The sequence below is a fragment of the Variovorax sp. J22G73 genome (assembly GCF_030317035.1).
In the GTDB taxonomy this organism is placed as follows: domain Bacteria; phylum Pseudomonadota; class Gammaproteobacteria; order Burkholderiales; family Burkholderiaceae_C; genus Variovorax.
In genome coordinates this window covers 1-25,540 of sequence record NZ_JASZYK010000003.1, presented here as the reverse complement: position 1 = coordinate 25,540, position 25,540 = coordinate 1, and the positions used below count along the sequence as shown (strand labels likewise).

25 protein-coding genes are annotated in these 25,540 nt (G+C 69.3%); 7 read left to right on the top strand and 18 right to left on the bottom strand.

What is annotated here, in order from left to right; all coding sequences use genetic code 11:
- Nucleotides 1-77: 77 nt before the first annotated feature.
- The 7 genes from QTI51_RS12705 to QTI51_RS12675 all read right to left on the bottom strand — a co-directional run bounded on the left by QTI51_RS12705 (nucleotide 78) and on the right by QTI51_RS12675 (nucleotide 7,103).
- Nucleotides 78-881: a carbon-nitrogen hydrolase family protein gene (locus tag QTI51_RS12705; protein ID WP_286513838.1), complete on the bottom strand. Its 804-nt coding sequence runs from the start codon at nucleotides 879-881 to the stop codon at nucleotides 78-80.
- Nucleotides 878-2,572 (bottom strand): flavin monoamine oxidase family protein, encoded by a 1,695-nt coding sequence (locus QTI51_RS12700; RefSeq protein ID WP_286513834.1) that lies wholly within the window; start codon nucleotides 2,570-2,572, stop codon nucleotides 878-880. Before QTI51_RS12700 ends, QTI51_RS12705 begins: the two co-directional genes overlap by 4 nt.
- Nucleotides 2,573-2,678: 106 nt before the next feature.
- Entirely contained in the window at nucleotides 2,679-3,866 is a 1,188-nt protein-coding gene (locus QTI51_RS12695; protein WP_286515693.1) for a serine hydrolase domain-containing protein, read from the bottom strand.
- Between the two features lie 89 nt (nucleotides 3,867-3,955).
- Nucleotides 3,956-4,684 carry a glutamine ABC transporter ATP-binding protein GlnQ gene (gene glnQ / locus QTI51_RS12690; RefSeq protein WP_286513832.1) on the bottom strand — a complete coding sequence of 243 codons (729 nt, stop codon included), beginning with the start codon at nucleotides 4,682-4,684 and terminating at the stop codon, nucleotides 3,956-3,958.
- The gene (gene glnP / locus QTI51_RS12685) at nucleotides 4,681-5,337 is read right to left on the bottom strand and encodes a glutamine ABC transporter permease GlnP (RefSeq protein WP_116914068.1); all 657 of its coding nucleotides are present in this window, start codon (nucleotides 5,335-5,337) and stop codon (nucleotides 4,681-4,683) included. The genes glnQ and glnP overlap by 4 nt, the downstream gene beginning before the upstream one ends.
- 46 nt (nucleotides 5,338-5,383) lie before the next feature.
- A complete protein-coding gene (locus QTI51_RS12680) occupies nucleotides 5,384-6,136 on the bottom strand; it encodes a transporter substrate-binding domain-containing protein (protein WP_286513830.1) in 753 nt (250 codons plus the stop codon).
- 70 nt (nucleotides 6,137-6,206) lie between these two features.
- Entirely contained in the window at nucleotides 6,207-7,103 is an 897-nt protein-coding gene (locus QTI51_RS12675) for a PhzF family phenazine biosynthesis protein (protein WP_286513828.1), read from the bottom strand.
- A gap of 122 nt (nucleotides 7,104-7,225) precedes the next feature.
- On the opposite strand from QTI51_RS12675, the gene QTI51_RS12670 reads away from it, so the two are divergent.
- Nucleotides 7,226-7,348, top strand: a complete 123-nt coding sequence (locus tag QTI51_RS12670) for a hypothetical protein (RefSeq protein ID WP_286547610.1) — start codon at nucleotides 7,226-7,228, stop codon at nucleotides 7,346-7,348.
- A 3-nt stretch (nucleotides 7,349-7,351) separates the two neighbouring features.
- Here QTI51_RS12670 and QTI51_RS12665 read toward each other — a convergent pair whose 3' ends face one another.
- Entirely contained in the window at nucleotides 7,352-8,104 is a 753-nt protein-coding gene (locus QTI51_RS12665; protein ID WP_503011507.1) for an SDR family NAD(P)-dependent oxidoreductase, read from the bottom strand.
- A gap of 224 nt (nucleotides 8,105-8,328) precedes the next feature.
- Between QTI51_RS12665 and QTI51_RS12660 the strand changes: the two genes are divergently transcribed.
- Nucleotides 8,329-9,222 carry an AraC family transcriptional regulator gene (locus QTI51_RS12660; protein ID WP_286513823.1) on the top strand — a complete coding sequence of 298 codons (894 nt, stop codon included), beginning with the start codon at nucleotides 8,329-8,331 and terminating at the stop codon, nucleotides 9,220-9,222.
- A 22-nt stretch (nucleotides 9,223-9,244) separates the two neighbouring features.
- On the opposite strand, the gene QTI51_RS12655 is transcribed toward QTI51_RS12660, so the two are convergent.
- Nucleotides 9,245-10,198 carry an AraC family transcriptional regulator gene (locus QTI51_RS12655; protein ID WP_286513820.1) on the bottom strand — a complete coding sequence of 318 codons (954 nt, stop codon included), beginning with the start codon at nucleotides 10,196-10,198 and terminating at the stop codon, nucleotides 9,245-9,247.
- 158 nt (nucleotides 10,199-10,356) lie between these two features.
- Between QTI51_RS12655 and QTI51_RS12650 the strand changes: the two genes are divergently transcribed.
- Genes QTI51_RS12650 through QTI51_RS12640 form a run of 3 tightly spaced genes read left to right on the top strand, consistent with a single transcriptional unit; the run spans nucleotide 10,357 to nucleotide 12,559 of the window.
- A complete protein-coding gene (locus QTI51_RS12650) occupies nucleotides 10,357-11,109 on the top strand; it encodes an SDR family NAD(P)-dependent oxidoreductase (RefSeq protein WP_286513817.1) in 753 nt (250 codons plus the stop codon).
- Between the two features lie 17 nt (nucleotides 11,110-11,126).
- The gene (locus QTI51_RS12645; RefSeq protein ID WP_286513816.1) at nucleotides 11,127-11,561 is read left to right on the top strand and encodes a VOC family protein; all 435 of its coding nucleotides are present in this window, start codon (nucleotides 11,127-11,129) and stop codon (nucleotides 11,559-11,561) included.
- Nucleotides 11,558-12,559 carry a saccharopine dehydrogenase family protein gene (locus QTI51_RS12640; protein WP_286513814.1) on the top strand — a complete coding sequence of 334 codons (1,002 nt, stop codon included), beginning with the start codon at nucleotides 11,558-11,560 and terminating at the stop codon, nucleotides 12,557-12,559. The genes QTI51_RS12645 and QTI51_RS12640 overlap by 4 nt, the downstream gene beginning before the upstream one ends.
- Before the next feature lie 10 nt (nucleotides 12,560-12,569).
- Here QTI51_RS12640 and QTI51_RS12635 read toward each other — a convergent pair whose 3' ends face one another.
- Nucleotides 12,570-12,914, bottom strand: a complete 345-nt coding sequence (locus tag QTI51_RS12635) for a hypothetical protein (protein WP_286513813.1) — start codon at nucleotides 12,912-12,914, stop codon at nucleotides 12,570-12,572.
- Nucleotides 12,915-13,027: 113 nt separating this feature from the next.
- Between QTI51_RS12635 and QTI51_RS12630 the strand changes: the two genes are divergently transcribed.
- The gene (locus QTI51_RS12630; protein ID WP_286513812.1) at nucleotides 13,028-15,124 is read left to right on the top strand and encodes a TonB-dependent receptor; all 2,097 of its coding nucleotides are present in this window, start codon (nucleotides 13,028-13,030) and stop codon (nucleotides 15,122-15,124) included.
- Nucleotides 15,125-15,154: 30 nt separating this feature from the next.
- Here QTI51_RS12630 and QTI51_RS12625 read toward each other — a convergent pair whose 3' ends face one another.
- On the bottom strand, nucleotides 15,155-15,628 hold the full coding sequence (locus QTI51_RS12625; protein WP_116914092.1) for an Lrp/AsnC family transcriptional regulator: 474 nt from the start codon (nucleotides 15,626-15,628) through the stop codon (nucleotides 15,155-15,157).
- Between the two features lie 204 nt (nucleotides 15,629-15,832).
- Between QTI51_RS12625 and QTI51_RS12620 the strand changes: the two genes are divergently transcribed.
- Entirely contained in the window at nucleotides 15,833-17,221 is a 1,389-nt protein-coding gene (locus QTI51_RS12620; RefSeq protein WP_286513809.1) for a tryptophanase, read from the top strand.
- Between the two features lie 56 nt (nucleotides 17,222-17,277).
- Here QTI51_RS12620 and lplT read toward each other — a convergent pair whose 3' ends face one another.
- The 7 genes from lplT to QTI51_RS12585 all read right to left on the bottom strand — a co-directional run bounded on the left by lplT (nucleotide 17,278) and on the right by QTI51_RS12585 (nucleotide 25,439).
- Nucleotides 17,278-18,540 carry a lysophospholipid transporter LplT gene (gene lplT, locus QTI51_RS12615; RefSeq protein WP_286513806.1) on the bottom strand — a complete coding sequence of 421 codons (1,263 nt, stop codon included), beginning with the start codon at nucleotides 18,538-18,540 and terminating at the stop codon, nucleotides 17,278-17,280.
- Nucleotides 18,537-19,322 carry a GNAT family N-acetyltransferase gene (locus QTI51_RS12610; protein ID WP_286513801.1) on the bottom strand — a complete coding sequence of 262 codons (786 nt, stop codon included), beginning with the start codon at nucleotides 19,320-19,322 and terminating at the stop codon, nucleotides 18,537-18,539. Before QTI51_RS12610 ends, lplT begins: the two co-directional genes overlap by 4 nt.
- 14 nt (nucleotides 19,323-19,336) lie before the next feature.
- Nucleotides 19,337-20,476: a hypothetical protein gene (locus tag QTI51_RS12605; protein WP_286513799.1), complete on the bottom strand. Its 1,140-nt coding sequence runs from the start codon at nucleotides 20,474-20,476 to the stop codon at nucleotides 19,337-19,339.
- Nucleotides 20,476-21,429 (bottom strand): N5-glutamine methyltransferase family protein, encoded by a 954-nt coding sequence (locus tag QTI51_RS12600; protein ID WP_286513797.1) that lies wholly within the window; start codon nucleotides 21,427-21,429, stop codon nucleotides 20,476-20,478. The genes QTI51_RS12605 and QTI51_RS12600 overlap by 1 nt, the downstream gene beginning before the upstream one ends.
- Nucleotides 21,423-22,379, bottom strand: a complete 957-nt coding sequence (locus tag QTI51_RS12595) for an iron-containing redox enzyme family protein (protein ID WP_286513794.1) — start codon at nucleotides 22,377-22,379, stop codon at nucleotides 21,423-21,425. Before QTI51_RS12595 ends, QTI51_RS12600 begins: the two co-directional genes overlap by 7 nt.
- A 142-nt stretch (nucleotides 22,380-22,521) precedes the next feature.
- Complete coding sequence (locus tag QTI51_RS12590; RefSeq protein ID WP_286513790.1) at nucleotides 22,522-24,579, bottom strand: hybrid sensor histidine kinase/response regulator; 2,058 nt, start codon at nucleotides 24,577-24,579, stop codon at nucleotides 22,522-22,524.
- The gene (locus QTI51_RS12585) at nucleotides 24,576-25,439 is read right to left on the bottom strand and encodes a sensor histidine kinase (RefSeq protein ID WP_286513788.1); all 864 of its coding nucleotides are present in this window, start codon (nucleotides 25,437-25,439) and stop codon (nucleotides 24,576-24,578) included. Before QTI51_RS12585 ends, QTI51_RS12590 begins: the two co-directional genes overlap by 4 nt.
- Nucleotides 25,440-25,540: the final 101 nt, after the last annotated feature.

The window sequence follows — 25,540 nt, the reverse complement described above, 5'->3', positions numbered from 1 at the left end:
GCAATCGCAGATTGCGAACTGCCGGCAGCCAAGACTCCCGCACGGCGAACGCGCAACACTGATTCACCGCGCGGCGGTCAGCGCCCCGCGTCCCGCATGCCGCGGAAATCCGCCAGGTGCCGCAGCCGCCGTCGCCCTTCGACCAAGGCCTCCGATTTCAGGTCCGCCATCACCAGCGCAGGCAGCCGGCCGCCACGCGCCGGCACGGTGCCATCGGGCGCCGCCACGCAGCTCAGTCCGCCGTACGCAAGATCCGCTTCCCGCCCGCAGAAGTTGGCGTACGCGACGAACACCTGGTTCTCATACGCGCGGGTCGGCACCAGGTGCTGCGCGACAAAGTCGAAGCCGACCATGTTCGCGGTGGGCACCACGATCAGGTTCGCGCCCTGCAGCGCGAGCCGGCGCGTGTTCTCCGCGAACTCCACGTCGTAGCAGATCAACATGCCGATGTTCCAGCCGAGAACGTCGAACAGCGCTTCGTCTCCCGCGCCTGCGCTGAACATGTCGCGGTCCAGGTCGCCGAACAGGTGCGTCTTGCGGTAGCGCCCCAGCAGCTGCCCACCCGCGTCCACGCAGACGGCGGTGTTCGCCACGCCGCCGCCCGGCACGCGCTCCGGGTGGCCGAAGACGACCGCGATGCGGTGCCTGCGCGCGATAGCGGCAACCGCCTCCACGCGCTCGCGGTGCCGTGCACCGTCTGCAAACGCAGCGACCGCCGCTCGCCCGATGTTGTAGCCCGTCAGGAACATCTCGGGCGTGACCAGCAGGTGCGCGCCCGCGTCCGCGGCGTCCTCGCACGCCTGCGCGAGCCGCCGCATGTTCGCCGCGACATCGCCCGGCATCGATTCGCACTGCAGCAACGCCAGTCGCAGGTCGTTCATTCGGGCAGCGCCATGGGGCCGATGGCGTGGAACACGTCGCCCGGGCCGGGGTTGTCCGCATGGGTGCGCCCGCCGAAGTGCCGCAGGATGCCCCACACGGCGTTCAGCGATGTCTGCACGGCGCCCTCGACCCACGCCGGCGTCCACGACACGTCGTCGCCCGCAATGAAGATGCCGCGCTGCGCCTCGGGCATGTCGTCCTGCATGAAGTGCGCGAACATGCGCTGGTTGTAGCGGTAGTGGCCGGGCAGGGCGCCCTTGAAGGCACCGAGAAAATGCGGGTCGGCCTCCCACGAGATGGTGATCGGGTCGCCGATGATGTGGCTCGCGATGTCCACCTTCGGGTAGATCTTCTTCAAGGCACCCAGCGCGAGCTTCACCCGCTTCTCGGGCGACTGCGGCAGCATCTTCAGCGCGTCGCCCATCCACGCATACGACAGGCACATCACGCCGGGCTTGCCGGGGCCGTTGTCGAACAGGTAGGTGCCGCGCGTGAGGCGGTCGGTCAGCGTCATGCTCATCACGTCGCGGCCGGTCTCCGGGTCCTTGTCTTTCCAGAAGGGGCGGTCGACCATGACGAAGGTCTTGCTCGACTGCATGTAGCGCGTGCGGTCCAGCGCCATCCACATCTTGTGCGAGAACAGCGACTCGTCGCAATCGATCTGCGTGGTGAGCAGCCAGCTCTGGCAGGTCGTCAGCACGGCGGCGTACGCCTGGCGGTCGCCCCAGCGGTCGATGACGGCCAGGCGCCCGTCGGCCTGGCGGCGAATGGCTTCCACGCCCGCGCGCGGCGCCCCTGCATGCAGGCTGGCCAGCGAGGTGCCCGCGGGCCAGTGCGCGAGCGTGTCGGGCGCGTGGCGCCAGAGGCCCAGGGGCACCTGCTCCACGCCGCCGACGATCAGCCGCTGCTCGTCGTCGCAGTTGGTCATCACGACGCGAAGAATCTCGAGCATCGAGTTGGGAAAGTCGGAGTCCCACCCGCCCGTGCCGAAGCCGACCTGGCCGAACACCTCGCGGTGCTGGAACGACAGGCCGGAAAAGGCCTTCGACGTGGCGACGAAGTCGTAGAAAGTGCGGTCGTCCCACAGCGGCACCAGCCGGTTCCACAGGGCCTTCAGCGTCGGCACGTCGCGCGTGCGGATGGCGTCCTGCATGGCGGTGAACGTCGCGCCGTCTTCCAGCGCCTCGCGCCAGGCGTCGGCCACCTGCGCGAACATGGGCGGCAGGTCGGCCAGCGTCTGCGCGTAGTGCGTCGCGCCCTCCAGGTCGACCACGGTGCTGCCGGAGGCGGGCGTGAGCGGGTTGGGAAACGCCCGGGTCTCCAGCCCCAGCTGGTCGACGTAGTGATAGAACGCCGTTCCCGACACCGGGAAGCGCATGCCGCCCAGCTCCGCGACCACGCCTTGCGCGCCTTCGAAGGCCTGCGAGCGAAGCCGCCCGCCCATCTTCGATGCCTCGTACAGCACCGGCTTCAGGCCCAGCTTCATCAGCTCGTAGGCGGCCACCATGCCGGCCATGCCGGCGCCGACGATGGCGACTTCGGCACCGTGGTGCTCGGCCGGCAGCACGCCCAGGCCGGCGGGGTGGCGGATCCAGTCGTCGAAGGCGAAGGGAAAGTCGGGACCGAAGACGGTCACTGGCGCCTTGCTTGCGCTGGTCGTGTTGTCTGTGGTCGGGGGTGTCAGTGGCATGCTGGGTTCGGGCTCTGCGAAAGAGTGAAGGGATGGCAGGGGGCCTTCCCTGCGAATCGAATGGGTGCGCGGGGCCGAGGGCGACGGCGCGCAGCCGTCAGGCCATCTAGACCATCCTCGCGATCGCCTCGAACAGCGCGAGGTTGAGCGTCTTGGCGTCGTCCACGATGGCATCGGGCTGCGACGAGAACTTGGCGATCACCATCTCGGCGCGCGGGTCCACGTACAGCCACTGGCCGTGGATGCCCAGCGCGAAGAAGGCGCCGTTGCCCGCACCGGTCTGGTACCACTTGTTGCGGTAGCGGCCCTGCGGCAGCCACGACGTGGATTCGCCGCCAGCCCAGGCCTGCGCCGAGCCGCCGGTGACGGTGTCTTCCACCCACGCCTGCGAGACGATGCGCCGGCCGTTGGCCGTGCCGCCCTGGCGCAGCATTTCGCCGATGCGCGCGAGGTCGCGCGGCGTCATGTTGATGCCGCCGCCCGTGCGCGGCGTGCCGGCGCGGTCGACGGTCACGTAGGCGTCCTGCCTGGCGCCCACCGGCTGGAACAGGCGCTGCGAGGCCAGGTCGGAAAAGCGCCGGCCCGAGGCCCCTTGTATGACCAGCCCGAGCACGTCCGAGTTGGGCGAGGCGTAGTGGTACGGACCGCCGTGCGCTCCCTTGCCCTTCTTCAGCTTGGCAATGAACTCGACCACGGTTTCGTTCTCGGTTTCACCAGGGCGCGAGGGCTCCAGCAGCCCGGCCCGGCGGTAGCGCGCGTAGAGGCCGTCGGGGTCGTGGTAGACCTCCTCGAAGTCCAGGCTCACGCGCATGTCGAGCACGTCGCGCACCCGTGCATCGCCGTAGGCCGACCCCTTGAGCTCCGGCACGTAGCGGGGCACGAGCTCGTCGAAGTCGAGCAGGCCGTCTTCGTGCAGGATGCCCGCGACCACCGAGGTCACCGACTTGCTCGCCGAGAACAGGATGTGGCGGCTTTGCAGGTCGAACTGCGGCGCATGAAAGTCGGCGACGACGCGCCCGCGCTTCATCACCACCATGGCGTCGGTCGATGTCGTTCGCAGCGCATCGGCCACGCTGAGCGCGGTGCCGCCGCGCGTGAACTGCTGGCGCAGCAGGTCGTCCGCACTGGCGACGGGCTCCTCGGTGAGGCCGGGCGTGGCGGCGATGCGGGCGGTGGGGATGAACTCGCTGACATGGCGAAACGCCCACACGTTCCACGGCGCCTCGCGCCAGTTGCCGAGCCTGACCTCGTCGCGGTTGAAACCATAGGTGGCCTTGAAGGCCGACGCATTCATCACGGCTGAAAACTCCAGGAAACAGGGAAGGGAACCGGCAGGCATCGACAACGGCGGCGCGTGCCGCCGTTGTCGCGCCCTGCAATGCCTCAGTGCACGTGCAGCAGAAAGTCGCGCAGGCGCTCGCTGGGCGGGTTCGCCAGCAGCTCGGCCGGCTTGCCGTCGTGCACGAGCTGGCCGCCGTCCATGAACAGCAGGCGCGAACCGACCCGCTGGGCAAAGGCCATCTCGTGGGTCACGACGATCATCGTCATGCCTTCGGCCGCCAGCGTCTGCATCACCTTGAGCACCTCCTGGCGCAGCTCCGGGTCCAGCGCCGAGGTGGGCTCGTCGAACAGCATCAGCTTGGGGCCTACGGCCAGCGCGCGCGCGATGGCCACGCGCTGCTGCTGCCCGCCCGACAGCTGCGACGGGTAGTGGTTCATGCGCTCCGCCAAGCCGACCTTCTGCAGCAGGGCGCAGGCGATCTCGCGCGCCTCGGCCTTGCTCTTGTTGCGCGAGCGAATGGGCCCGAACATCACGTTCTGCAACGCGGTGAGGTGCGGAAACAGGTTGAACTGCTGGAACACCATGCCGGCCTCGAGCCGGATGTGGCGCACGTCGCGCGCGTTGCCGCGCACGCTCACGCCGTCGACCAGCAGGTCGCCCTCGCTGATCGTCTCGAGCACGTTCACGCAACGCAGCATGGTCGACTTGCCCGATCCGGACGGGCCGATCACCACCGCGACCTCGCCCTGGTCGACCGCAAGGTCGATGGGCTGGAGCACCAGGTTCGCGCCGAAGCGCTTGGTGACTTTCTTGAATTCGACCATGGTCATGGCAAGCGCACCGCCCGTTCGACGTATCGGAGACTGAAAGCAAGAATGCTGATGACGGCCAGGTAGATCAGCGCCACCGCGGCCCAGATCTCGACGGCCTTGAAGTTGGCCGCCATGATTTCCTGCCCGCGCCGGGTGAGCTCGCCCACGCCGATGACCAGGAAGATCGACGTGTCCTTCACCACCGCGACAAACTGGTTCCCCATGGCCGGCAGCGCCCTGCGCACCGCGATGGGCGCGATGACGTGGGTCAGCACCTTGCGAAAGCCCAGGCCCATGGCGAGCCCGGCTTCGCGCAGCCCGTGGGGCACGCTGTTGAGCGCGCCGCGCACGATCTCGGCGTTGTAGGCGCCGGAGTTGATGATGAGCGTCAGGATGCCGGCGTTGGTCGCGCTGATGCGCACGTTCAGCAGGATGGGCAGTGCGAAGTACACGAACATCACCTGCACGGTGATGGGCGTGCCCCGGATCAGGGCGACATAGAGCTGCGCAGGGGCCTGCGCTTTCCAGCCGCCATAGGTCAGCGTCACGCCCGTGAGCACGCCCAGCACGATGCCGCCGGCCAGGCCGGCGAGCGCGATCCACAGGGTCAGCTGGAGGCCCTGCATCAGTTCGGGCAGGGCCTCGACGATGGCGGTCCAATCGAAGTTCACTTCAGAGGTCCGATCAAGTGCGGGGTTGGGGGTGTCGTTGCCGCGCTCAGTCGGCGCCCACGCCGAACCACTTCTCGCGGATCGCCTTCAGGCGGCCGTCGGCACGCATGGCCGCCAGCGCCACGTTGGTCGGCGCGACCAGCGGGCTGCCCTTCTTGAAGCCGACGCCCACGTCCAGCCCTTCGAGCGCCGGTTGCACGATGCGGATCTTTCCCTTGCCCACGTTGGCCGCGTAGTACATGAGCACCGGCTTGTCGTAGACCACCGCGTCCGTGCGACCGGCCTCCAGGGCGAGCAAGGCGTTGTTCACGCTCGACAGCTGCGCCACGGTCGCGCCCTTCACGTGGTCCTTGATGAACTCGACCGCCAGCGTGCCGGTCTCGGTGCCGATGGTCTTGCCCGCGAGGTCGTCGGGCGAGTTGATGGTCTTGTTGTCGATGCGGGTCACCGCGATGAGGCCGCTCTTGTAGTAGGGGTCGGAAAAGTCGATGACCTTCTGGCGTGCCGGGCGAATGAAGAGCTGCGACACGATGGCGTCGATGTTGCCGGTCTGCAGCGCCGGAATGAGCGCGCCGAACTCCATCGATTGCAGCCGCCATTTGCGGTTGAGGCTCTTGGCGATTTCGGTGAACACCTCGAAGTCGAAACCCGAATAGCGGTCGCCGTCGCGGAACCCGAAGGGCGGGTTGGTGGCGGCCGAGCCGATGACCAGTTCGCCCTCTTGCGCCCGTGCCGAGTTCGAAAGAAGGATCGTGGGCGCCGCGATCAGGCCCAGTTGAAGAAGCTCTCTACGTTGCATGGTTTTCTCCTCGTTGGTTAACCGGGCCGGCCCGCAGGGCAGGTGCTGTTGCGCTTGCTGTTGCTGTTGCTCATGACAAATCGCCTTGCTCGTGCTGCGCCATCCGCACGGCGCCACCGAGCCAGCAGCCCGCCGGGCGCCCCTGGTCGAGCCGGAAGCGCACCGAGATTTCGGAGGGCCGCTGCATCGCGCGGCCTTGTCGAATCGCGATGCGGCGCTGCGAGGCCTCCACCATCCCGTTGGACAGCAGGCCGAAGGCCAGCGCCGAGGCCGCGATGCCGGTGGCGGCGTCTTCGGGGTAGCCCGAAGAGCTCGGGAACTGCCGCGCGTCGACCACCTGCGCGCCCGGGTCGGACACGGCATACGGATAGAGCCCGGTGGAGCCGATGCGCTCGCACAGCGCTTCGATGCGGGAGAAGTCGGGCGTCAGGCGGTCGAGCGTGGCCACGCTTTTCAGCGGAACCAGCGTCTTCACGCGGCTGGTCGCGGCGTTCTGTACCGGCAGGGGCAGGAGGTCGTCCGCATTCAGGCCCAGCACGTCGACGATGTCAGCGCGGCTCCTGTCCGCATCGGCCAGCGGCTCGACATGGCCGAGGGGCTGCGAGATTTCGATCTGCGCGCCCTGTTCCGTGCGCTCGCCGACCTTGGCCTCGACGCGGCCGCTGCGCGTCAGGATGGTGTAGCTGTCGCCGGGCAGCCGGCCCAGTCGCTCCAGCAGCCAGAGCGCGCCGACCGTGGCGTGCCCGCACATCGACATCTCGTGGTTGGGCACCCAGAACCTGAACTCGAAGTCGCAGCCCGAACCCGCCGGCGCCGGAAACACGAACCCGCTTTCGTGCCCGTGCGAGCGCGCCACCTGCTGCATATCGGCGTCCGTCATGCCGGCCGCGTCAACGACGATGGGGGCCGGGTTGCCGCCGTCGGGGCCTGAGGCGAACACGCTGACAACCCGAACTCGGTGATTCATACCTTCAGCCATTCCTGTCGTTCGATCCGTGATGTGGGGCTGCCGCCGAGTCCTTCGAACCTCGCCTCGTGCGTTGCATCGTTTGTTGCAACCGGCAGAGGCTTCGGATGGACATCGGGGCCATGCAACACTGCATCGCGAGGCTGGAAACCCCGCTTCAGATTGCCTGCGACAAGTCTATGACCGCAGAATTTTTGAACGTGTTCGAGCGGGCCTTGGATGTTGATCGGATGGGCCGCGCCTGACGCTCAGTAGCCCACGCCGCGCACGCCGCCCGCGGCGCGAAGCGACTCGCCCGTGACCTTGCGGGAGTTCTGCGACGCCAGGAAAACCGCAACGGGTGCGATATCCCCGGGCTCGCCGAATCGCCCGAGCGGTGTTCCGGCAATGAGCTTGGCGCCGAACTCGCCGGCAAAGTTGCCGTCGGTCGCGGGCGTGTTGGTATGGCCCGGCAGGATGGAGTTCACGCGGATCTTGCGCGGCCCCAGTTCGCGGGCCAGCGCGAAAGTCATCGTGTCGACGGCGCCCTTGGTGGCCGCGTACACGCTGGAGGCCAGGTAGGGGTCGGTGCTCAGGATCGAGCTGATGTTGACGATGCTGCCGCCGTCGTCGCCGAAGTGCTTCACCGCTTCGCGAATGGCCAGGAAGTAGCCCAGCACGTTGATGTCGAATTGCTTGTGGAAGGCTTCCTCGGTCAGGTCGGCCACCATCTCGAACACGGCGACGCCAGCGTTGTTCACCAGCACGTCGAGCCTGCCGTGCGTGGCCTGCACCGTGTCGAAGAGGCGGGCCACGTCCTGTGACTTGCTCATGTCGGCCTGCACCGCGAGCGCCTTTCCGCCCGCCGCCTCGATGGCTGCGACCACGGCTTCGGCGCCCTGCTTGCTGCTGGCGTAGTTCACGATCACGCTCGCGCCTTCGGCGGCCAGCGCCTTGGCGATGCCCGCGCCGATGCCGCTCGATGCGCCTGTGACGATGGCGACTTTTCTTTCCAGTTTCATGATGGACCTTTGAATGAATGGTTGATGGGTTGTTTGGCTGACTGGTTGCACAGGCTGACGTGCCCGCGTCCCGGATGAGCGGATGCGCGGACGCGCGGACGCGTTGTCCTGTGCGTTCAAGTGTTCGTCTCGCCGGCGTTGCGCGGCTGCCGGTTTCTCTCCGGTCATTGCCTTTTCTTCTCACGAGTCTTGTGCCGCCGCCGGGGCGGCAACATGATCGGCAGATGACGAATGCAATGGACGAACTGCGCAGCATCGTGATGCGCGCGGAAAACAAGTGGACCGCCACCGGGCTGCCGCGCGTGGCGATGGTGCGTGCCGAGGTTTGCGCGGACCAGGTCTACCAGCCGATGCTGCACCTGGTGCTGCAGGGCGCGAAAACGCTGTCCATCGGCGACAAGCTGTCGCGATACGAATCGGCCACGTACTTCCTGGTGCCGGTGGACGTGCCCGCCACCGGCCAGATTCGCCAGGGCGGTCCGGGCCGCCCCTACCTCGCGATCAGCCTCACGCTCGACCCCCAGGTCATCGCCGGCCTGCTGCATGGTGAAGTCGAAAACGGTGCGGCGACCCAGGCGCCTGGCTTCCAGGGCGTGGCGGCGACCGACGAAATGCTCGACGCCTGGCTGCGCATGATGCGGCTGACGGACCGGCCGGCGGAAGCGGCGGTGCTGGCGCCGATGATCGAACGCGAAATCTTGTTTCGCGCGCTGCAGGGGCCGCTCGGCGGCACGCTGCGCGACATGGCGCGCCCCGACGGGCGGCTGCCGCAGGTTCGCCGCGCGATCCACTGGATTCGCGAGCACTACACCGAGGCCTTTCGCGTGGAGCACATCGCAGCGATGGCGGACATGAGCGTGGCGGCCTTCTACCGCCACTTCAAGTCGATCACGGCCATGACACCCATCCAATACCAGAAGCGTCTGCGCCTGCTGCGGGCGCGCTGGCTGCTGTTGTTCGAGCCGCGCGACGCGGCGTCCATCGCCTACTCCGTGGGCTACGAAAGCGCGTCGCAGTTCAACCGCGAATACGCGCGCCTGTTCGGCTTGCCACCCGGGCGGGACGTGGCCCGCTTCAAGTCGCCCGCGCAACGCGCGACGGTGGCCGACGTGATTTGAATGTGCGCGCCGGCCGGAGAGCTCAGTGGGTTGCCGCCCGCGCCCCGCGCGAAGCGCCCTTGCCGGTGCCGGTGCGAACGCCGCTGTCGCGGTGCGGCGCATACGTCGCCTGTATCTGCTGCGCATCGCGCCCCGGCGGCAGCCCGAAGGCGCGGGCGTACTCGCGGCTGAACTGCGTCGCGCTTTCGTAGCCGACCTCGAAGGCGGCGCGGGTCACGCTGCGCCCGCCCACCACCATCAGCGTGCGCGCCTGCAGCAGGCGGATGCGCTTCTGGTACTGCACCGGGCTCAGGGCCGTCACGGCCTTGAAGTGGCGGTGGAACGCCGACATGCTCATGGCCGCCTTTTGCGCAAGGTCCTCGACCCGCAGCGGCTCGGCGAAGTCGCGGCGTATCCACTGGATCGCCAGGCCGATGCGCCCGATGGCGCTGTCGGGCGTCGCGATGTCGCGCAGCATGGCGCCCTGCGGCCCCTGCAGCACGCGGTAAAGAATCTCGCGCTCGTAGACGGGCGCCAGGGCGGGGATGTCGTCCGGGCGCTCCATCAGGCGCAGCATGCGCACCCATGCGTCCATCAGGTCGGGGGTCACCGCCGCGACTGAGAAGCCGGTTTCGGCTTTCTCGCTGCGGGCGGGTTTGGGCAAGTCGGCAATCAGCGCGGCGACCACCGTGGGCTGCAGCGTCAGCGCCACGGCAAGGTAGGGCTCGCCGGTGGCGGCCGGCCACACCGTGCCCACGGCCGGCAGGTCGACGGACATCACGAAGTAGTTGGCCGGGCAATAGTGCAGAGTGCGGTCGCCCACGGTCATCGACTTGCTGCCCTGCAGGATCAGGTTGACCATCGGGTCGTAGACCGCGCTCAGCTCGTGCTCGGGGATCTTGCCCTGCACCATCGCCACGCGGGGAATGCCGGTTTCGGTCATCCGGTTCCTGGCCTTGGCTGCGAGGCGGCGCAGTTCAACGAGTTGTTCTTCCATGCCGGCCATCAGACCGCAATGCGCGCGGCGGCGCAACCGTTGAAGTGCTCCAAACACAGGCCAGCGGCAGGAATAGGCAGTCTTGAGGCAGGAACGGGCAGCCCCCCATGCGATGCCGAACCTATCGTTCAGGCATCCCTTTTCAACCGAGCACACACATGAGCATCGTCATCATCACCGGCGCAAGCCGGGGCCTTGGGGCCAGCACCGCCATCCACGCCGCGCAGCGCGGCATGGGCGTCATCGTGACCTACAACAGCCACGCCGCAGGCGCGCAGGACGTGGTCCGCCAGATAGAAGCCGGGGGCGGCAAGGCCGTGGCGCTGGCGCTCGACGTGGGCCGGGTGGCCTCGTTCGCCGGCTTTCGCGACAGCGTGGCCGCCGCGCTGGCCGCCACCTGGGGCCGCGACCGCTTCGACGCGCTGGTGAACAACGCGGGCTACGGCGCGTTCAACGGCATCGAATCGGTGACCGAGGCGGAGTTCGACGGGCTGTTGAACGTGCACCTCAAGGGCCCGTTCTTTCTGACCCAGGCGCTGCTGCCGCTGATGGCCGACGGCGGCCACATCGTGAATCTGACGAGCGCCACCACGCGCGTGGCCACGCCGGGCGCGGCGCCCTATGCGGCGTTCAAGGGCGGGCTGGAAGTGCTCACGCGCTACATGGCCAAGGAGTTCGGCCCGCGCGGCATTCGCGCGAACTCGATTTCTCCGGGCGCCATCCGCACCGACATGACCAGCGGCGCCTTTGACCAGATGCCCGAGTTCGAGACCCTGCTCGCCGGGCAGACCGCGCTGGGCCGGATCGGCGCGCCCGACGACGTGGGCCGCGTCATTGCCGGCCTGCTCTCCGCCGACAGCGGCTGGGTCAACGCGCAGAACATCGAAGTGGCAGGCGGCTACAACATCTGATTTCAAGGAGCCATTCCATGCTGGACCACATCTTCCTGCCGGTGAGCGATGTCGAGCGCTCGGTGGCGTTCTACACGGCGGCGCTGGCGCCGCTGGGCATCGCGCGCAGGCACGACTACGCGGGCAAGGACGGCCCGCCCGGCCATCCCGACCTGAAGGGCTTCGGCGCGAACGGGCGCGTGTTTTTCTGGCTGCGCGACGGGTTGGCGAAAGGCCCGGGGCAAGGGCAGCCGGTGCAGGCGATGCATGTGGGCTTCGTCGCGAACGGCACCGCCGCGGTCGATGCCGCCTACCGCGCCGCCATGGCCGCGGGCGCCAGGGACAACGGCGCGCCCGGTGCGCGGCTGCACTACGACCCGCGCTACTACGCCGCCAACGTGTTCGACCCCGATGGCTACAGCCTGGAGTTCGTCTACAAGAGTTGGCAGCACGCAGAGGCGGCGCAGCCATGAGCAGGGTTGTCGATCGCGTGCTCATCTACGGCGCCACCGGCTACACCGGCCGCATGGTGGCCTTGCAGGCCAAGGCGGCGGGGCTCGATGTCGTCATTGCCGCGCGCGATGCGGGCAAGCTCGCCGCGCTGGCCCGTGAGCTGGACCTGCCCTCCAGCGCATTCCCACTCGATGCAGCCAGCCTGGCCGCGTCGCTGGCCGGCTTCCACACGGTGCTGAACTGCGCCGGCCCGTTCGCCAGGACCGCGGAGCCGCTGATGCGCGCCTGCATCGAGGCCGGTGTGCACTACCTGGACATCACCGCCGAGATCAACGTGTACCGCCTGGCCGAGCACCTCGGCCCGGACGCCGCCCGCGCGGGCGTGATGCTGCTGCCTGGCGTCGGCTGGGACGTGGTGCCTACCGACTGCCTGGCGCTGCAGCTGTCGCGGCGCGTCGCGCAACCCATGTCGCTGCGCATCGCGCTGCAGGTGGCCGGGTCCATGTCGCGCGGGTCGGCCGTGAGCGCCGGTGAAATCGTGGGCGCGGGGCTGATGGCGCGCGTGAACGGTGCCCTGGTGCCTACGCCGGAGGCCGAGCCCGCGCTGTTCGACTTCGGCAATGGCGACGGCGAAGTCGTGTGCGCGCCGCTGTCGTTCGGCGACCTCGTCACGGCCTGGCATTCGACGGGCATTCCGGACATCGCCATGTTCGTGAACGTGACGGGCACGGCTTTTCCGTCGGGCGAATTGTCTGAACTGCCCGACGGGCCGAGCCAGGAAGAGCGCGATGCGCAGCGCGCCCGCGCGGTGGTCGAAGTGACCGGCGCGGGCGGCGAGGTCGCTCGCGCCGTCATCGAGACGGTGAACGGCTATTCGTACACGCCGCTGGCGGCCGTGGAAGCGGCGCGGCGCGTGCTCGGCGGTGCGCACCGGGCGGGCTTCGAGACACCGGCACGCGTGTTCGGCGACGACTTTGCGCAGGGCATCGCGGGCACGGTGATCACCCACATTGCCTAGGGCACTCGAATCACGGCGCGTCCCGGTCCCTGGCGAACGCGCCTGCCAGCGCAACGCCCCTGACCGTCCGCCACAGCCCGAACGGCACCAGCAGCGCCCCCAGCATCCGGTAGGCCGCCGGGTCCGGCCTCAAGCCCATCCACACGCCCAGCGCGGTGAGCGCGAGGCCGCCCACGATGTTCAGCACGCTGGCGCCCAACCACTGCAGCCGCAGCATCCCGACCGCCGCAGCCAGCACGCGGTCGGCCATGCCCAGCCCGAACCAGCTCGCCAGCACATAGAGCCCCAGCAGCAGCAAGGGGACCACCGCAAGACCGATCAGGAAGAAAACCAGCAAGCCGGCCAGTGTGTCCATGCGGGCCAGCTTATCGGCTGCTGGCACCCGCCCGCATCCGGTGGGCGTTTCCGTGCGTAACCGATGTACCTGCCCGTGCATCATCAGAACAATCCGCCGGAGACAACCGCCCCATGAAACTTCCGTCCCGCACGGCCTCGCGGCCCTGGCTGCTGGGGGCGCTTTTCGGCAGCGCCGCTGCCTGCGCCCAACCCAGCCAGCAGAACCACCTGCCTGAGATCCAGATCGTCGGCCCGCGCGATACGGCCATCGGCACGGCCGACAGCGCGAGCGAAGGCGCGGTGGAGCGCGAGTCTTACCAGTCGCGGCCCAAGCTGCGCCCGGGCGACATCGTGGAGGCGGTGCCGGGCGTGGTCGCCACGCAGCACTCGGGCGACGGCAAGGCCAACCAGTATTTCCTGCGCGGCTTCAACCTCGACCACGGCACCGACTTCGCGGTGACGGTGGACGGCATGCCGGTGAACATGCCCACGCATGGCCACGGGCAGGGCTATGCCGACCTGAACTTCCTGATGCCCGAGCTGGTGTCGGGCGTGCGCTACCGCAAGGGGCCTTACTTTGCGCAGAGCGGCGACTTCTCGCTGGCCGGCAGCGCCTCGCTCGACTACTTCAGCGCGCTGGAGGCGCCCTTTGCCGAAGTGACGGTGGGGTCGCACGACTTCAAGCGCCTGCTGGCCGCGGGCTCGCGCACGGTGGCCGACCAGACCTGGCTGGGCGCCATCGAGCTCGAAGGCAACAACGGTCCGTGGAACGTGCCCGAGAACCTGAAGAAGGCCAACGCGGTGCTGCGCTACTCGCAGGGCTCGCCCTCGCGCGGCTTCAGCATCACCGGCATGGCCTACAAGAGCAGCTGGACCTCGACCGACCAGGTGCCCGAACGGCTCATCGACAGCGGCGCGCTGCCGCGCTTCGGCAGCCTGAACCCGACCGACGGCGGCAAGACGCAGCGCATCAGCCTGTCGGGCAAGTGGTTCGACAAGGGCCCGAACGGCGACACCGAGTTCAGCGCCTACGCCATCGACTACCGCTTCGACCTGTTCTCCGACTTCACCTATTTCCTGAACAACCCGGTCAACGGCGACCAGTTCGAGCAGACCGACCGGCGCCGCGTGTTCGGCGCGCAGGGCTCGCATTCGGTGGGCAACAAGATCGCGGGGCTCGACGGCCTCTTGAGCTTCGGCACGCAGTGGCGCGGCGACCGCATCGGCGAGGTCGGCCTGTACGACACCGAGGCGCGCCAGCGCCTGGCCACGGTGCGCAACGACAAGGTCTCGCAGGACCTGTTCTCGGTGTACGGCCAGCAGCTAGTGAACTTCAGCGAGCGCTGGCGCGGCTACGTGGGCGTGCGCGGCGATGCGCTGCGCTACAACGTGCAGGGCCGCGAGCCGGTGTACGGCCCGCTCAACAGCGGCAAGGGGCACGACGCGCAGGTCAGCCCCAAGTTCGGCCTGGCCTTCGCGCCCACGCCGGCGCACGAGTTCTACTTCAACGCGGGCGTGGGTTTTCACAGCAACGACGTGCGCGGCGCCGCCATCACCGCCGACCCGAAGACGGGCGAGGCGGCCGAGCGCGTGCCGGCGCTGGTGAAGGGCCGCGGCGCGGAAATCGGCTGGCGCTTTCAGCCGAACGAAGACCTCACGGCCACGGTGGCGCTGTGGAAGCTCAACCTCGCCTCCGAGCTGGTCTACGTGGGCGACGCGGGCACCACCGAGCCGGGGCGCGCGAGTTCGCGGCGCGGGCTGGAGGCCACGCTGCGCTGGAAGTTCGATCGCGCCTGGCGCCTGGAGGTCGACGCCGCGCTGTCGCGCGCGCGCTTCAAGGGCGCGGCGCCCGAAGGCGAGGGCAACTACGTGGACAACGCCATCGAGCGCGTGCTGGCGGCAGGCATCACCTACATCGAAGGGCCGCTGACCGCGTCGCTGCGGCTGCGCTACATGGGGCCGCGCGCGCTCGACACGCTGAACACCGTGCGCTCGCGCGCCACCACGCTGCTGAACTTCGGCGCGCGCTACGCGGTCAACCGCCAGCTCACGCTGGGGCTGGACGTGTTCAACCTGGCGGGGCGCAAGGGCAACGACATCGAGTACTACTACGCCTCGTGCACCGCGGGCGAGGTGGCGGGCGGCAGCTGCAACGGCGGCGTGAACGACCGTCATGTGCACCCGATGGAGCCGCGCACGGTGCGGGTCAGCGCGCGCTACACGTTCTAGGGCGCGCCGGCGCATGCCGGGTCTGGTGCGCTACGCCGGCAGCGGCAGCCCCGAGCGCGGCTTGATTTCTTCCAGGCACACGCTCGACCTGACGAAGTTGACGCCCGGCAGCGCCACCAGCCGTTCGGTGAGGAACACGTTGAGCCCCTCGAGGTCGCGCGCGATCACCTTGAGCACGTAGTCGAAGTCCCCCGTCACCGAATGGCACTCGAGCACGTCGGGCATCCCGGCCAGGGTCTGTCGAAACAGCTTGAGGTCGCGCATGTGGCCCCGCTCCATGCCGATGTGCACGAAGGCCGTCACGTGCAGGCCCACCGCGGCGGGCCGAAGGCGCGCCTCGTACCGGGCGATGACGCCGCCTTCTTCCAGGCGGTGGTGACGCCGGCTGCACTGCGCCGGCGACAGGCCGATGGCCTCGGCCAGCTCGAGGTTCGACATTCGGCCGTTCTCCTGCAGCAGGCCAAGAATGCGCACGTCGATCCGGTCGAGCTTGAGCATGTGCAATATGTTCTCTTGAAAAGCGCGTATCGTACAAGAGTTCATCCTTTTTCAATGCGCAATCGAGAGAAATGGAAGCTCATTTCCAGCAGCAGATCGAACAATCAGGTTGTCCTTCACAACGAAAAAACGTCGTTCAGCCGAACGACGCAATTTCCTTCCCTTTCAACCTGCCTGCTGCACGGCCGTACCCCCGGCCATGGAAACCTTATGAAACGCATACCGGAGCCGTTCCGCATCAAGACCATCGAGCGCATCGCGATGACGACGCGCGAGCACCGCGAGCAGGCGCTGCAGCAGGCGGGGCTCAACCCCTTCCTGCTGCGCAGCGACGACGTGTACATCGACCTGCTGACCGACAGCGGCAGCGGCGCCATGAGCGACCGGCAGTGGAGCGCCATGATGGCCGCCGACGAGGCCTATGCCGGCAGCCGGAGCTACTATCGGCTCGTCGCGACCATCGACAAGGTGTTCGGCTACCCGCACCTCGTGCCTGCCCACCAGGGGCGCGGCGCGGAGCAGATGCTCTACCCCGAGCTCGTCAAGCGGCGCGGCGCGAAGCAGCCGGTGTTCCTGTCGAACTTTCACTTCGACACCACCAAGGTGCACATCGAGCTGGCCGGCGCGCGCGCCCTCAACGCGCTCAACAAGGAGGCGCTCGACACCCGGCAGTACCACGACTGGAAGGGCAACTTCGACCTGGCCGAGCTTGCGCGGCTCATCGAGACCGAGGGCGCGTCCAATGTCGCGGCCATCGTCGCCACGGTCACCTGCAACACCACCGGCGGCCAGCCGGTTGCGCTGGGCAACCTGCGGGCGGCTTCCGACATGGCGCGGCGCGCCGGCATTCCGGTGGTGATCGACGCGACCCGCTTCGCGGAAAACGCCTGGTTCATCCGCGAACGTGAACCGGCGTACGCGCAGCACAGCATTCCGGAGATCGTGCGCAAGATGATGTCCTGCGGCGACATCGCGGTCATGTCGTCGAAGAAAGACGGGCTGGTCAACATCGGCGGCTTCTGCGCCTTTCGCGACGACGAAGAACTGTTCCGCGCCGTGCAGGAGCGGTGCGTGGTCAGCGAAGGCTTCATCACCTACGGCGGCCTGGCGGGCCGAGACCTGGAGGCGCTGGCCGTCGGCCTTGAAGAAGCGATGGACCCCGACTACCTGAACTACCGCATCGGGCAGGTCGCCTACCTGGGCGAGCGGCTGCGCGCCGAGGGCATTCCCATCCAGTACCCCACTGGCGGCCACGCGGTGTTCGTGGACGCAGCGGCCCTGCTGCCGCACATTCCCTGCGAGCAGTTTCCCGCGCATGCACTGGCGTGCGAGCTGTACATCGAGTCGGGCGTGCGGGCCGTGGAGATCGGCTCGCTGCTGCTGGGGCGCGATCCGCTCACCGGCGTGCAGGAAAAGGCGCCGCTCGAGTCGATGCGGCTGACGATTCCACGGCGGGTCTACACCAACGACCATATGGATTATGTGGCGGACGCGCTCGCCGCGGTGGCCCGGCGCGCGCAGGCGATGCGGGGGCTGGACTTCACCTATGAGCCCGAGCTGCTGCGCAACTTCACGGCGCGGTTTCGCTGGGCGGAGTAGCTTAGGAGTGGATTAGCGGAGTGGCGGAGTGGCGGAGTGGCGCGTGCAGCGGCGCCTCAAGGCGCCTGCACCTTCTTCGCCGCCCTCGTGTCGCGCGCGCCGAGCCGGCGCGACCACAGAAAGATCGTGCCCATCGCCAGCACCAAGAAGCCGCCGAAGCCCGCCAGCGTGGGCAGCAGCGGCGCGTCGAACCACAGCAGCGCGCCGTACACGCCGAGCATGGCCAGCGAGGCCGTGCTCTCATTGGCGTTCTGCACCGCGATCGACTGGCCCGGGTGCATGCGCAGCAGCCCGCGGCTTTGCAGCAGCGCGTTCATCGGCACCAGCAGCAGCCCGGCCAGCGCGCCGATGCCCACCAGCATCGCGACTGCCACCGCGGTCTGCGTGACCAGCGTCATGCCCATCACCACCGCGCCCAGCGCCACGCCCAGCGGCAGTGCGCGCTTGGCGCGCTCCAGCGGAAACCAACGTGCCGCGCCCATGGCGCCCATCACCATGCCGACGGCCACCGCAATCTGCAGCAGCGCGCCCTGCGCCAGCGTGAGCCCGAGCTGCTCGGCGCCCCAGCGCAGCACCAGGAACTGCAGCGTGGCCGACGCGGCCCAGAAGAGGCTGGTCACGGCCAGCGAAATGCGCGCGTCGGCATCGCCCCACAGCAGCCCCAGCGAGCGCCGGAAATCGCGCAGCAGCTCGCCCGGGTGCGCCAGCGCCTTGCGGTTGCGCGCGGGGCTGTGCGGAATGGCGAGCGTGCACAGGGCCGCCAGCAGGTACACCGCGCCGATGGCCGGCAGCGCGTGGCCCTTGTTCACCAGCGCGCCGCCCAGCGCCACGCCGAACAGGATGGACACCACCGTGCTCGCCTCGACCCAGCCGTTGGCCTTGACCAGTTCGTCCTGCGGCAGCAGCTCCGGCAGGATGCCATACTTAGCCGGCGAATAGGCGGCCGCACCGAGCCCCACCAGCGCGTACGCCACCAGCGGCTGCACATGCCACACCAGCAGCGCGCAGCCGCCCAGCTTCACGAGGTTGGAGGCCATCAGCACGCGGCCTTTGGGCGCGGCGTCGGCCACCGCGCCCGCGAAGGCGGCCAGCAGCACGTACGAGAGGTAGAAGAACAGCCGCAGCGCCGGCGTCATCCAGCCCGGCGCATGGCGCTGCATGAGCAGGCCGATGGCCACGATCAGCAAGGCGTTGTCGCCCAGCGAGCTGAAGAACTGCGCTGCCACCACCGAGCGCAGCGCGCGGCGTGAACGGGCGCCGGCCACCACGGGCGCCACTGCCGGCGTGATCGCAGGCGTCACCACAGCCGGCACCGTCATGCGTCCACGCCGAAGAAGTGCTGCCGGTAGCGCGGCGACACGTCGTCCACGCGCAGCATCATGGGCAGGTCGGCGGTGTTGAAGGCGACGTCGAGCGCGGGCGGGCCCAGCAGCCGCGCGCCGCAGCGCAGGTAGCCCTTGATGAGGGGCGGCGGCGCGGGCGGGGCCATGTCGCTGTCGGCGTCGCCATCGGCATCGCTTGCGCTGTACAGCGGCAAGGCCACGAGGGGCGCCACGCGCCAGCGCTGCTCCACCAGGTGGGTGCGGCACAGTCGGTGCCACAGCCGTGCGGCCTCCAGGCCCTGATCGCCCAGGCCGATGCTGGCACAACCGATCATGGTGTCCAGCCGGTGCTCGACCATGTACTGCCCCAGCGCGGACCACAGCGCCATGATGACGCTGCCCGAGCGCCACTGGGCGTCCACGCACGAGCGCCCCAGCTCCAGCGCGCGGCCGCGCAGCGGCGCCAGCGGTGCCAGGTCGAACTCGGTGTCGGTGTAGTAGCCGCCGGCGCGCGAGGCGGCCTCGGGCGTCAGCACGCGGTAGGTGCCGATGAGCGGGCCGGGGCCGTTCGCGGGGTCCACCGCGCGCACCAGCAGATGGTCGCAAAAGGGGTCGAAGCGGTCGGCGTCCAGCCCCGGCGGCGTGCCTTCGGGCGGCGCCAGGTGCGCGCCCATTTCTTCGGCGAACACGCGGTAGCGCAGACGCTGCGCGTCACGCACGTCTTCTTCGCAATCGGCCCAGCGGGTTTCGAGCAGGGGAGCGGGTCTGTCGTTGTGCATGCGGTCGGGTCGGCTCAGTTGGAGGGCGGGTAGCGGCCGACCAGGCGGTTCTGCCGCCGGTTGAGCCGCGCGAGTGCGAGCAGGCCGATGGGCCGTACGCCGGCCTTGCGCTGCGCCGCGCCGATGCGAAACAGCAGCCGCTGCTTGGCGAACACCATGCGAAAGCCCTGCAGCACGCCGGTGTCGGGGTCCCAGGCCTCGATGGCCTCGGAGCCCGCGCCGTTCACTTCCATGATGGTGAAGCCGCGCCCCGCGCCCAGCGCGCGCAGGCTGTCGAAGCGCACGTCGAAGCGGCCGAAGCGAAAGTCGGGCATGTCGCGCGCCACCGCGTCGACCGCGCGCACCAGCTCCGGCGTGATGAGCGCCGCGCCGTCGCGGTACAGGCCTCCCACCCGCGTGGAGCCGATGGTGGCCAGGCGCACCTGCTGCCCGGCCGCGGGCACGCTGTCGGGCGGCACGCTGCACTGGTGGCGCGGCGAGCGCGCGATGCGCCGCGCGCGCACGTCGGCGGCCACCAACTGCGCCACGGTGCTGCGGCCGTCGCCCGTCACGCGCGGAAAGTAGCGCAGCGCCAGGCCGATGACGCGGCCTTCGCCGGTGACCGGGTCGCGCGCGTAGAAGATGCCGGCCTCGCCCTCCTGAGGCAGGTAGCGTTGCAGCACCACCGTCTCGCCGCGCGGAAAGCCGGCCAGGTAGGCCCGCAGCGCAGCCGCGTCTTGCAGCAGGCGCACGCCGTAGCCGCACAGGCCCAGGTCGGGCTTCGCGACCACGGGAAACGCGAGTCCTGACTGCGCCATCGCCTGCGTCGCGCGGGCCAGCGAGGCTTCGCCGGGCGGGCCATCGTTGACTACGGCGCAGTAATCCGCGGTGAGCGAGCGCGCCAGCGGCCCCATGCCGCGGAAGTACTCCAGCTTGCCTTCGCCCACGAGCCCGCCCGCGGTCAGGTGCGGATTGGCGGCCGACGCCACTGTGGGCCCACCGTAGCGCGCGGACAGCCACAGCCACTGCACCACCAGCGGCACGCAGATGAGCCACTTGGGCATGCGCTCGAGCAGGCTGCAGGCGCGCACCTCGGCGAGCCTGCCGGTGTCGGGGACGCCGTCCAGGTCCAGGCCAGGGTCAGGGGCCAGGTCGAGGTCCAGCCTGGCGACCATCAGCCCGGCTCCTGCGTCTGCGTGCGCGTCGCCACCAGCCCCACCGCCGCGATGCGGTCGATGTGCGCATACACCGGCCGCTCCAGCTCTTCGCCGAAAACGTCGGGGTCGATCTCCGCATACGACCACTCGCAGCCCGAGGCTTCGAGCACCGGGCGCAGCTCGGCCAGGAAGGGGTCGTCACCGTCGACCATGGCCACGCCGGTGTACAGCAGCAGCTGCCCGCCCGGCGCCAGCCGCTTGAGCGACTCGACCGCGATGCGCGCGCTCAGCGCCCGGCCCAGGCGCGTGCCGCCGTGGCGGTAGGCGCGCTGCGCGGCGTCGTCCAGGTAGGGCGGGTTGGACACGATGAGGTCGAACTCGCCCTCTACCGCCGACAGCGCGTCGCCCTGCGCCAGCGTCACCGGCACGCCCGCCACTTCGGCGTTGACCGCCGCGTACTGCAGCGCGAGCGGGTTGATGTCGTTCATGACCACGCTCGCCGGCGTGCCCGTGGCGGCCAGCGCGCGCGCCACCGCGATGCCGCCCGCGCCGCTGCCGCAGCCCACGTCCAGCACGCGGGCACGCGCCTGCGCCCGGCGCTGCGTGAGCGCATGCAGCACGAAGCGCGCGAAGCGGCTGGTGTCGGGCCCGAAGAACACGGCGTTTTCTTCCACCGTCGGAAATGCCGAGTGAAAGAACAGGTCGTCGCCCAGGCTGGCGATGCGCACGTTGCTGCGCAGCAGCGTGCCGGTGCGCCGCACCAGGCCCGCGTGTTCCATGTCGGCCAGCAGCGCGGGCGGCAGCGCGCCGGCCTCGAACGAGAGGTTCCAGCCGAACACGTCGCGCAGCGTGGCCCCCGGCTCGCGCCCGCGCCGCGCGAGCACGCGCTGGTGCGTGAGCGGCGTCACGGTGGTGAAGCGGTAGCCGCTGGCGCCCACCTGGCGCAGCACGGCGGCGGCGTGGGTCAGCATGCGACCGGCTCCGGGGCATTCAAGGCATGCAGTTCTTCGGTGTAGCGCTCGAAGCAGCGCGCGCCGCATTCGAGGCGCATCAGCGCGCCCTCGGCGATGAACTGGCCGCAGGCCGGGTCCTCGTCGACCAGCGGGTGGATCACCTCGCGCAGCCAGGCGCGCGCATGCGACACATCGAGCGCGCCGTGCAGGTCGAAGTAGGCCCGCGCACGCCCGCTGAGCCCCAGGCGGCGCATGCCGGCGGCCACCTGCTTCACGCGCCCCGGGGCCGTGAGCTCGATGACGCCCAGCGCGCCGATGGCGTGGTACGCGTAGCGGCGCGTGGTCGCCAGCCCGACCATGGTGTTCGACAGCGCGAGCGACTCCCACACGGTGGTCTCGATGTTCGGACGCAGGTCCAGCTCGCGCACCATGTGCGCCAGCATTTGGCCGTGCATGGCGCTTTGCTTGCCGTGCCCCATCTCGTCCCAGAAGTTGCGCGCGCACTCCAGCTTGGGCTGCGGCGGCAGCTTGACCTGGGTGTAGGCCAGCAGATCTTCGAAGCCGGCCTCGCCCGCGGCCTCCTGCGTGAGGAACCAGCGCATCTGCGCCAGCGTGGCCTCCTGTGCGAGCCAGTCGAACAGCGGATGCCGCTGGCCGGGGCCGCCGTGCGCGAGCGCTTCGAACCAGTGCACGAAGTGCCCCGCGTTGCCGGCCGAGACGCAGGCCGCGGCCCGCACGCCGTCGCGCATGTCTTCGAGGAAGCGGCCTTCCAGCAGGCGGTGCGCGTGCTCGCGCGCGAGGTCGCCCTGCCAGCTCAGCGAGGGCTGCGCTGGCGCCAGCCGCAGGGCGTTGAAGCGGGCCAGGCGGCGATGGAGCTTGTGCGGCGGCGGCAACGGCTCCTGCGCGTGTGCCGCTTGCACCGCTTTCGCCAAGTGCAGGCCGGGGTCCTTGATGTCATGTGCGGACATGGCAGATCCTTCTCGTCCGTGGATGAAAAGGCCCAGCGTGCGCTTTTGCGCCGTCGCTGTCCGTCAGACAGCGGCTACAAATCCTTCCCCTGCCCGTCACGCGCCGTGGGCCGCGCGCCGGGCGGGGGCGGCGGCACGCCGCCTAGCGCAGCAGGCCCGCTGGACGCCCGCATATCAGCGTCAGCAGCGCGTGCGGCTGCAGCGGCTTGCCCAGATGAGCGTCGAATCCCGCCTCGGTTGCCTTGGCATGGTCCTGCGGCCGGGTGAAGGCGGTGTGCGCTACGGAAAACAGCCGCGGCTTGCTCAAGGTGCGCTCGCGCTGGCGCACTTCGCGGATCAGGTCGTAGCCGTCGCGACCCGGCAGGCCGATGTCGCTGATGAGCACGTCGGGCCACTTCTGCTCGAACAGCTGCAGCGCGCTGTCGAAGTCCACGCCCAAGCGCACGGTGGCGCCGGCGTCGGCCAGCACCACGGTCATGATCTCGCTCGCGTCGGCGTTGTCTTCCACCACCAGCACGTCCAGGCCGGCGAGCATGCGGTCGGTGGGGCCCGGGGAGCCGGTCGGCCGGGTGTCGAGGCTGGGCGTGTCGACGAGCAGGATGGGCGCGTCGCCCGAGGGCACCACGCTCAGCACCACCTGCAGCACGGCGCCCTGGCCTTCGCCCTCGCTGTGCGCCGACACGCTACCGCCGTGCAGCTCGGCCAGGTTTTTCACGATCGACAGCCCCAGCCCCAGGCCGCCGTGGAAGCGGTTGTCCGGCGAATCGCTCTGCGAGAAGCGGTCGAACAGGTGTTGAAGAAAGTCGGGGCTGATGCCGCGGCCGAAGTCGCGCACCGACAGGTGCAGCAGGTCGCCCTCGCGCTGCAGCTCGATGATGATGCGCCCGCCCACGTCGGAAAACTTGATGGCGTTCGACAGCAGGTTCCACACGATCTGCTGGAAGCGCGTGGCGTCCAGCCAGCCCGGCGGGTCGGCCGGTGCCTGGTCGAACACCATGGTCAGCTGCTTGGCGGTGGCCGGCGCGGCCAGCGCCTCGATGGCCGAGCTGACCAGCCCGCGCGGCTCGATCCATTCCTGGTGCAGGCGCAGCTTGCCGGAGCTGATGCGCGACACGTCCAGGATGTCGGCGATGAGCCGCGTCTGCGCCTTCACGCTGCGGTCGATGGCGCTCAGGCCCTTTTCCATCTGCTCGGGCGTGCGGTTGCCCACCTTCAGCACATGCACCCAGCCGCCGATGGCGTTGAGCGGATTGCGCAGCTCGTGCGAGAGCACGGCGACAAAGTCGTCCTTGGTGCGGCTCAGGCGCTCGGCGGCGGCGCGCGCGGCCTGTTCGCGCTCGAGCACCTCGCGCCGGCGCCCCTCGAGCTCGAAGCGCTCGGACACGTCCAGCGCGATGCCCACGCGCAGGCCGGGCTCGATCTGCGCGGACATGGTCCATTCGAGCCGGATCCACGAGCCGTCCTGGCGCAGCAGCGGGAACTCGCCCTTCCAGGGTGCGCTCGGCGCGCTGCCCTGGCCCGATGCGGACGGCGTTGCGGAAGCAGCCCCGCCCGTGCCCAGGTCGCCCGCCGTGTGCGCCTTCACGAAAGCCATCCACTCCTCGGGCGCGAAGGCGCTCACCGGCTGGCCGATGAGGGCGTCGCGCGACTGGCCCAGCATGGCGACCATGGCGGGGTTCACGTCGGCGAAGCGGCCCTCGGCGTCGATCAGCGCCATGCCGGTGGGCGCCTGGTCGTAAATGGCGCGAAAGCGCGCTTCGCTGTTGCGCTGCTTTTCCTCGGCCATGCGCGCGCGAATCAGCGCCTGCAGCGTGGCGATGAGCACCGGCGGCTCCACCGGGTGCACCAGGTATGCGTCGGCGCCGGCGTTCAGGCCGGCCACCTTGTCCTCGTTGCGCACGAAGGTGGCCGACAGGTGCACCACGGGCAGCGTGGCGGTCGAAGGCTTGATGCGCAGCTCCCGGCACACCTCGAAGCCGCTGAAGTCGGGCAGGTGCACGTCGAGCACCACGGCCGAGATGTGCTGCGACGCGAGCACCAGCGCCTCGCCGCCGGTGCCGGCCTCGCGCGTTTCGAAGCCCGCAGCGCGAATCACGCGCGTGGTGGCGTAGCGCGTGGTGGGGTTGTCGTCCACCACCAGCACGGTGTGGCGAGAACGGTCGATCGATGTGTTGATGAGCGGTTCGAGCGACATGGTCATCGCCCTTCGGACGGGCCCTGGCCCTGCATCTGCAGCGTCACCGAGAACACCGAGCCCTTGCCCAGCTCGCTCGCCACCTCCACATGCCCGCCCAGCAGCACCGCCAGCTGCCGGCACAGTGACAGGCCCAGGCCGGTGCCGCGCAGGCGCTTCTGCACCGGCGAGTCGACCTGCGAGAAATCGTCGAACACGGCCGCGTGGTGCTCGGGCGCAATCCCGATGCCGGTGTCGGACACCGAAAACTTCACCGTGTCCTCGCCCACGCGCGCCGCGGTCACCCGCACCTCGCCGTGCGGCGTGAACTTGAGCGCGTTGGAGATGAAGTTGCGCAAGATCTGCGAGAGCTTGCGGTCGTCGGTGTACAGCCGGGGCAGCCCCTCGGGCTCCTCGAAGATCAGCGCGGTGTCGGGGTTGTGCAGGACCGGGCGGAACATGCCGCGCAGGGCGGAAAACAGGTCGACCATCTCGAACCAGGCCGGCGAGATGTCGACCCGGCCGGCCTCGATCTTGGCCAGGTCGAGCAGATCGTCGACCATCTCGGCCAGCTCGGTGGCGGTGGTGTTGACGAAGCCGACCTGCTTTTCCTGCTCGGGCGTGAGCGGGCCGTCCACGCGGTCGCTCAGCAGGCGCGCAATGCTGCGGATGGCGCTGATGGGCGTGCGGAACTCGTGGCTCATGTAGGCCAGGAAGCGGCTCTTGAGCTCGGTGGCCTTCTTCAGCTGTTCGGCCTGCGCATCAAGCTCGGCGTACAGCGCCACCACACCGCGGTTGGTCTCCTCGAGCTCCGCGCGCAGTTCATCGACCTCGCGCCGGCTTCGGGCCAGCGCATCTTCACGGTCGTCAACGACGGTGCTGTTCATCGGTTATTCCTTTTGGCGGATCACGACGACGGTGGCGTCGTCGCGGTGCCGGGTATGGTCGCGCAAAAGAACGGCCGCCACCAGCGTGGGATCCTTCTGCA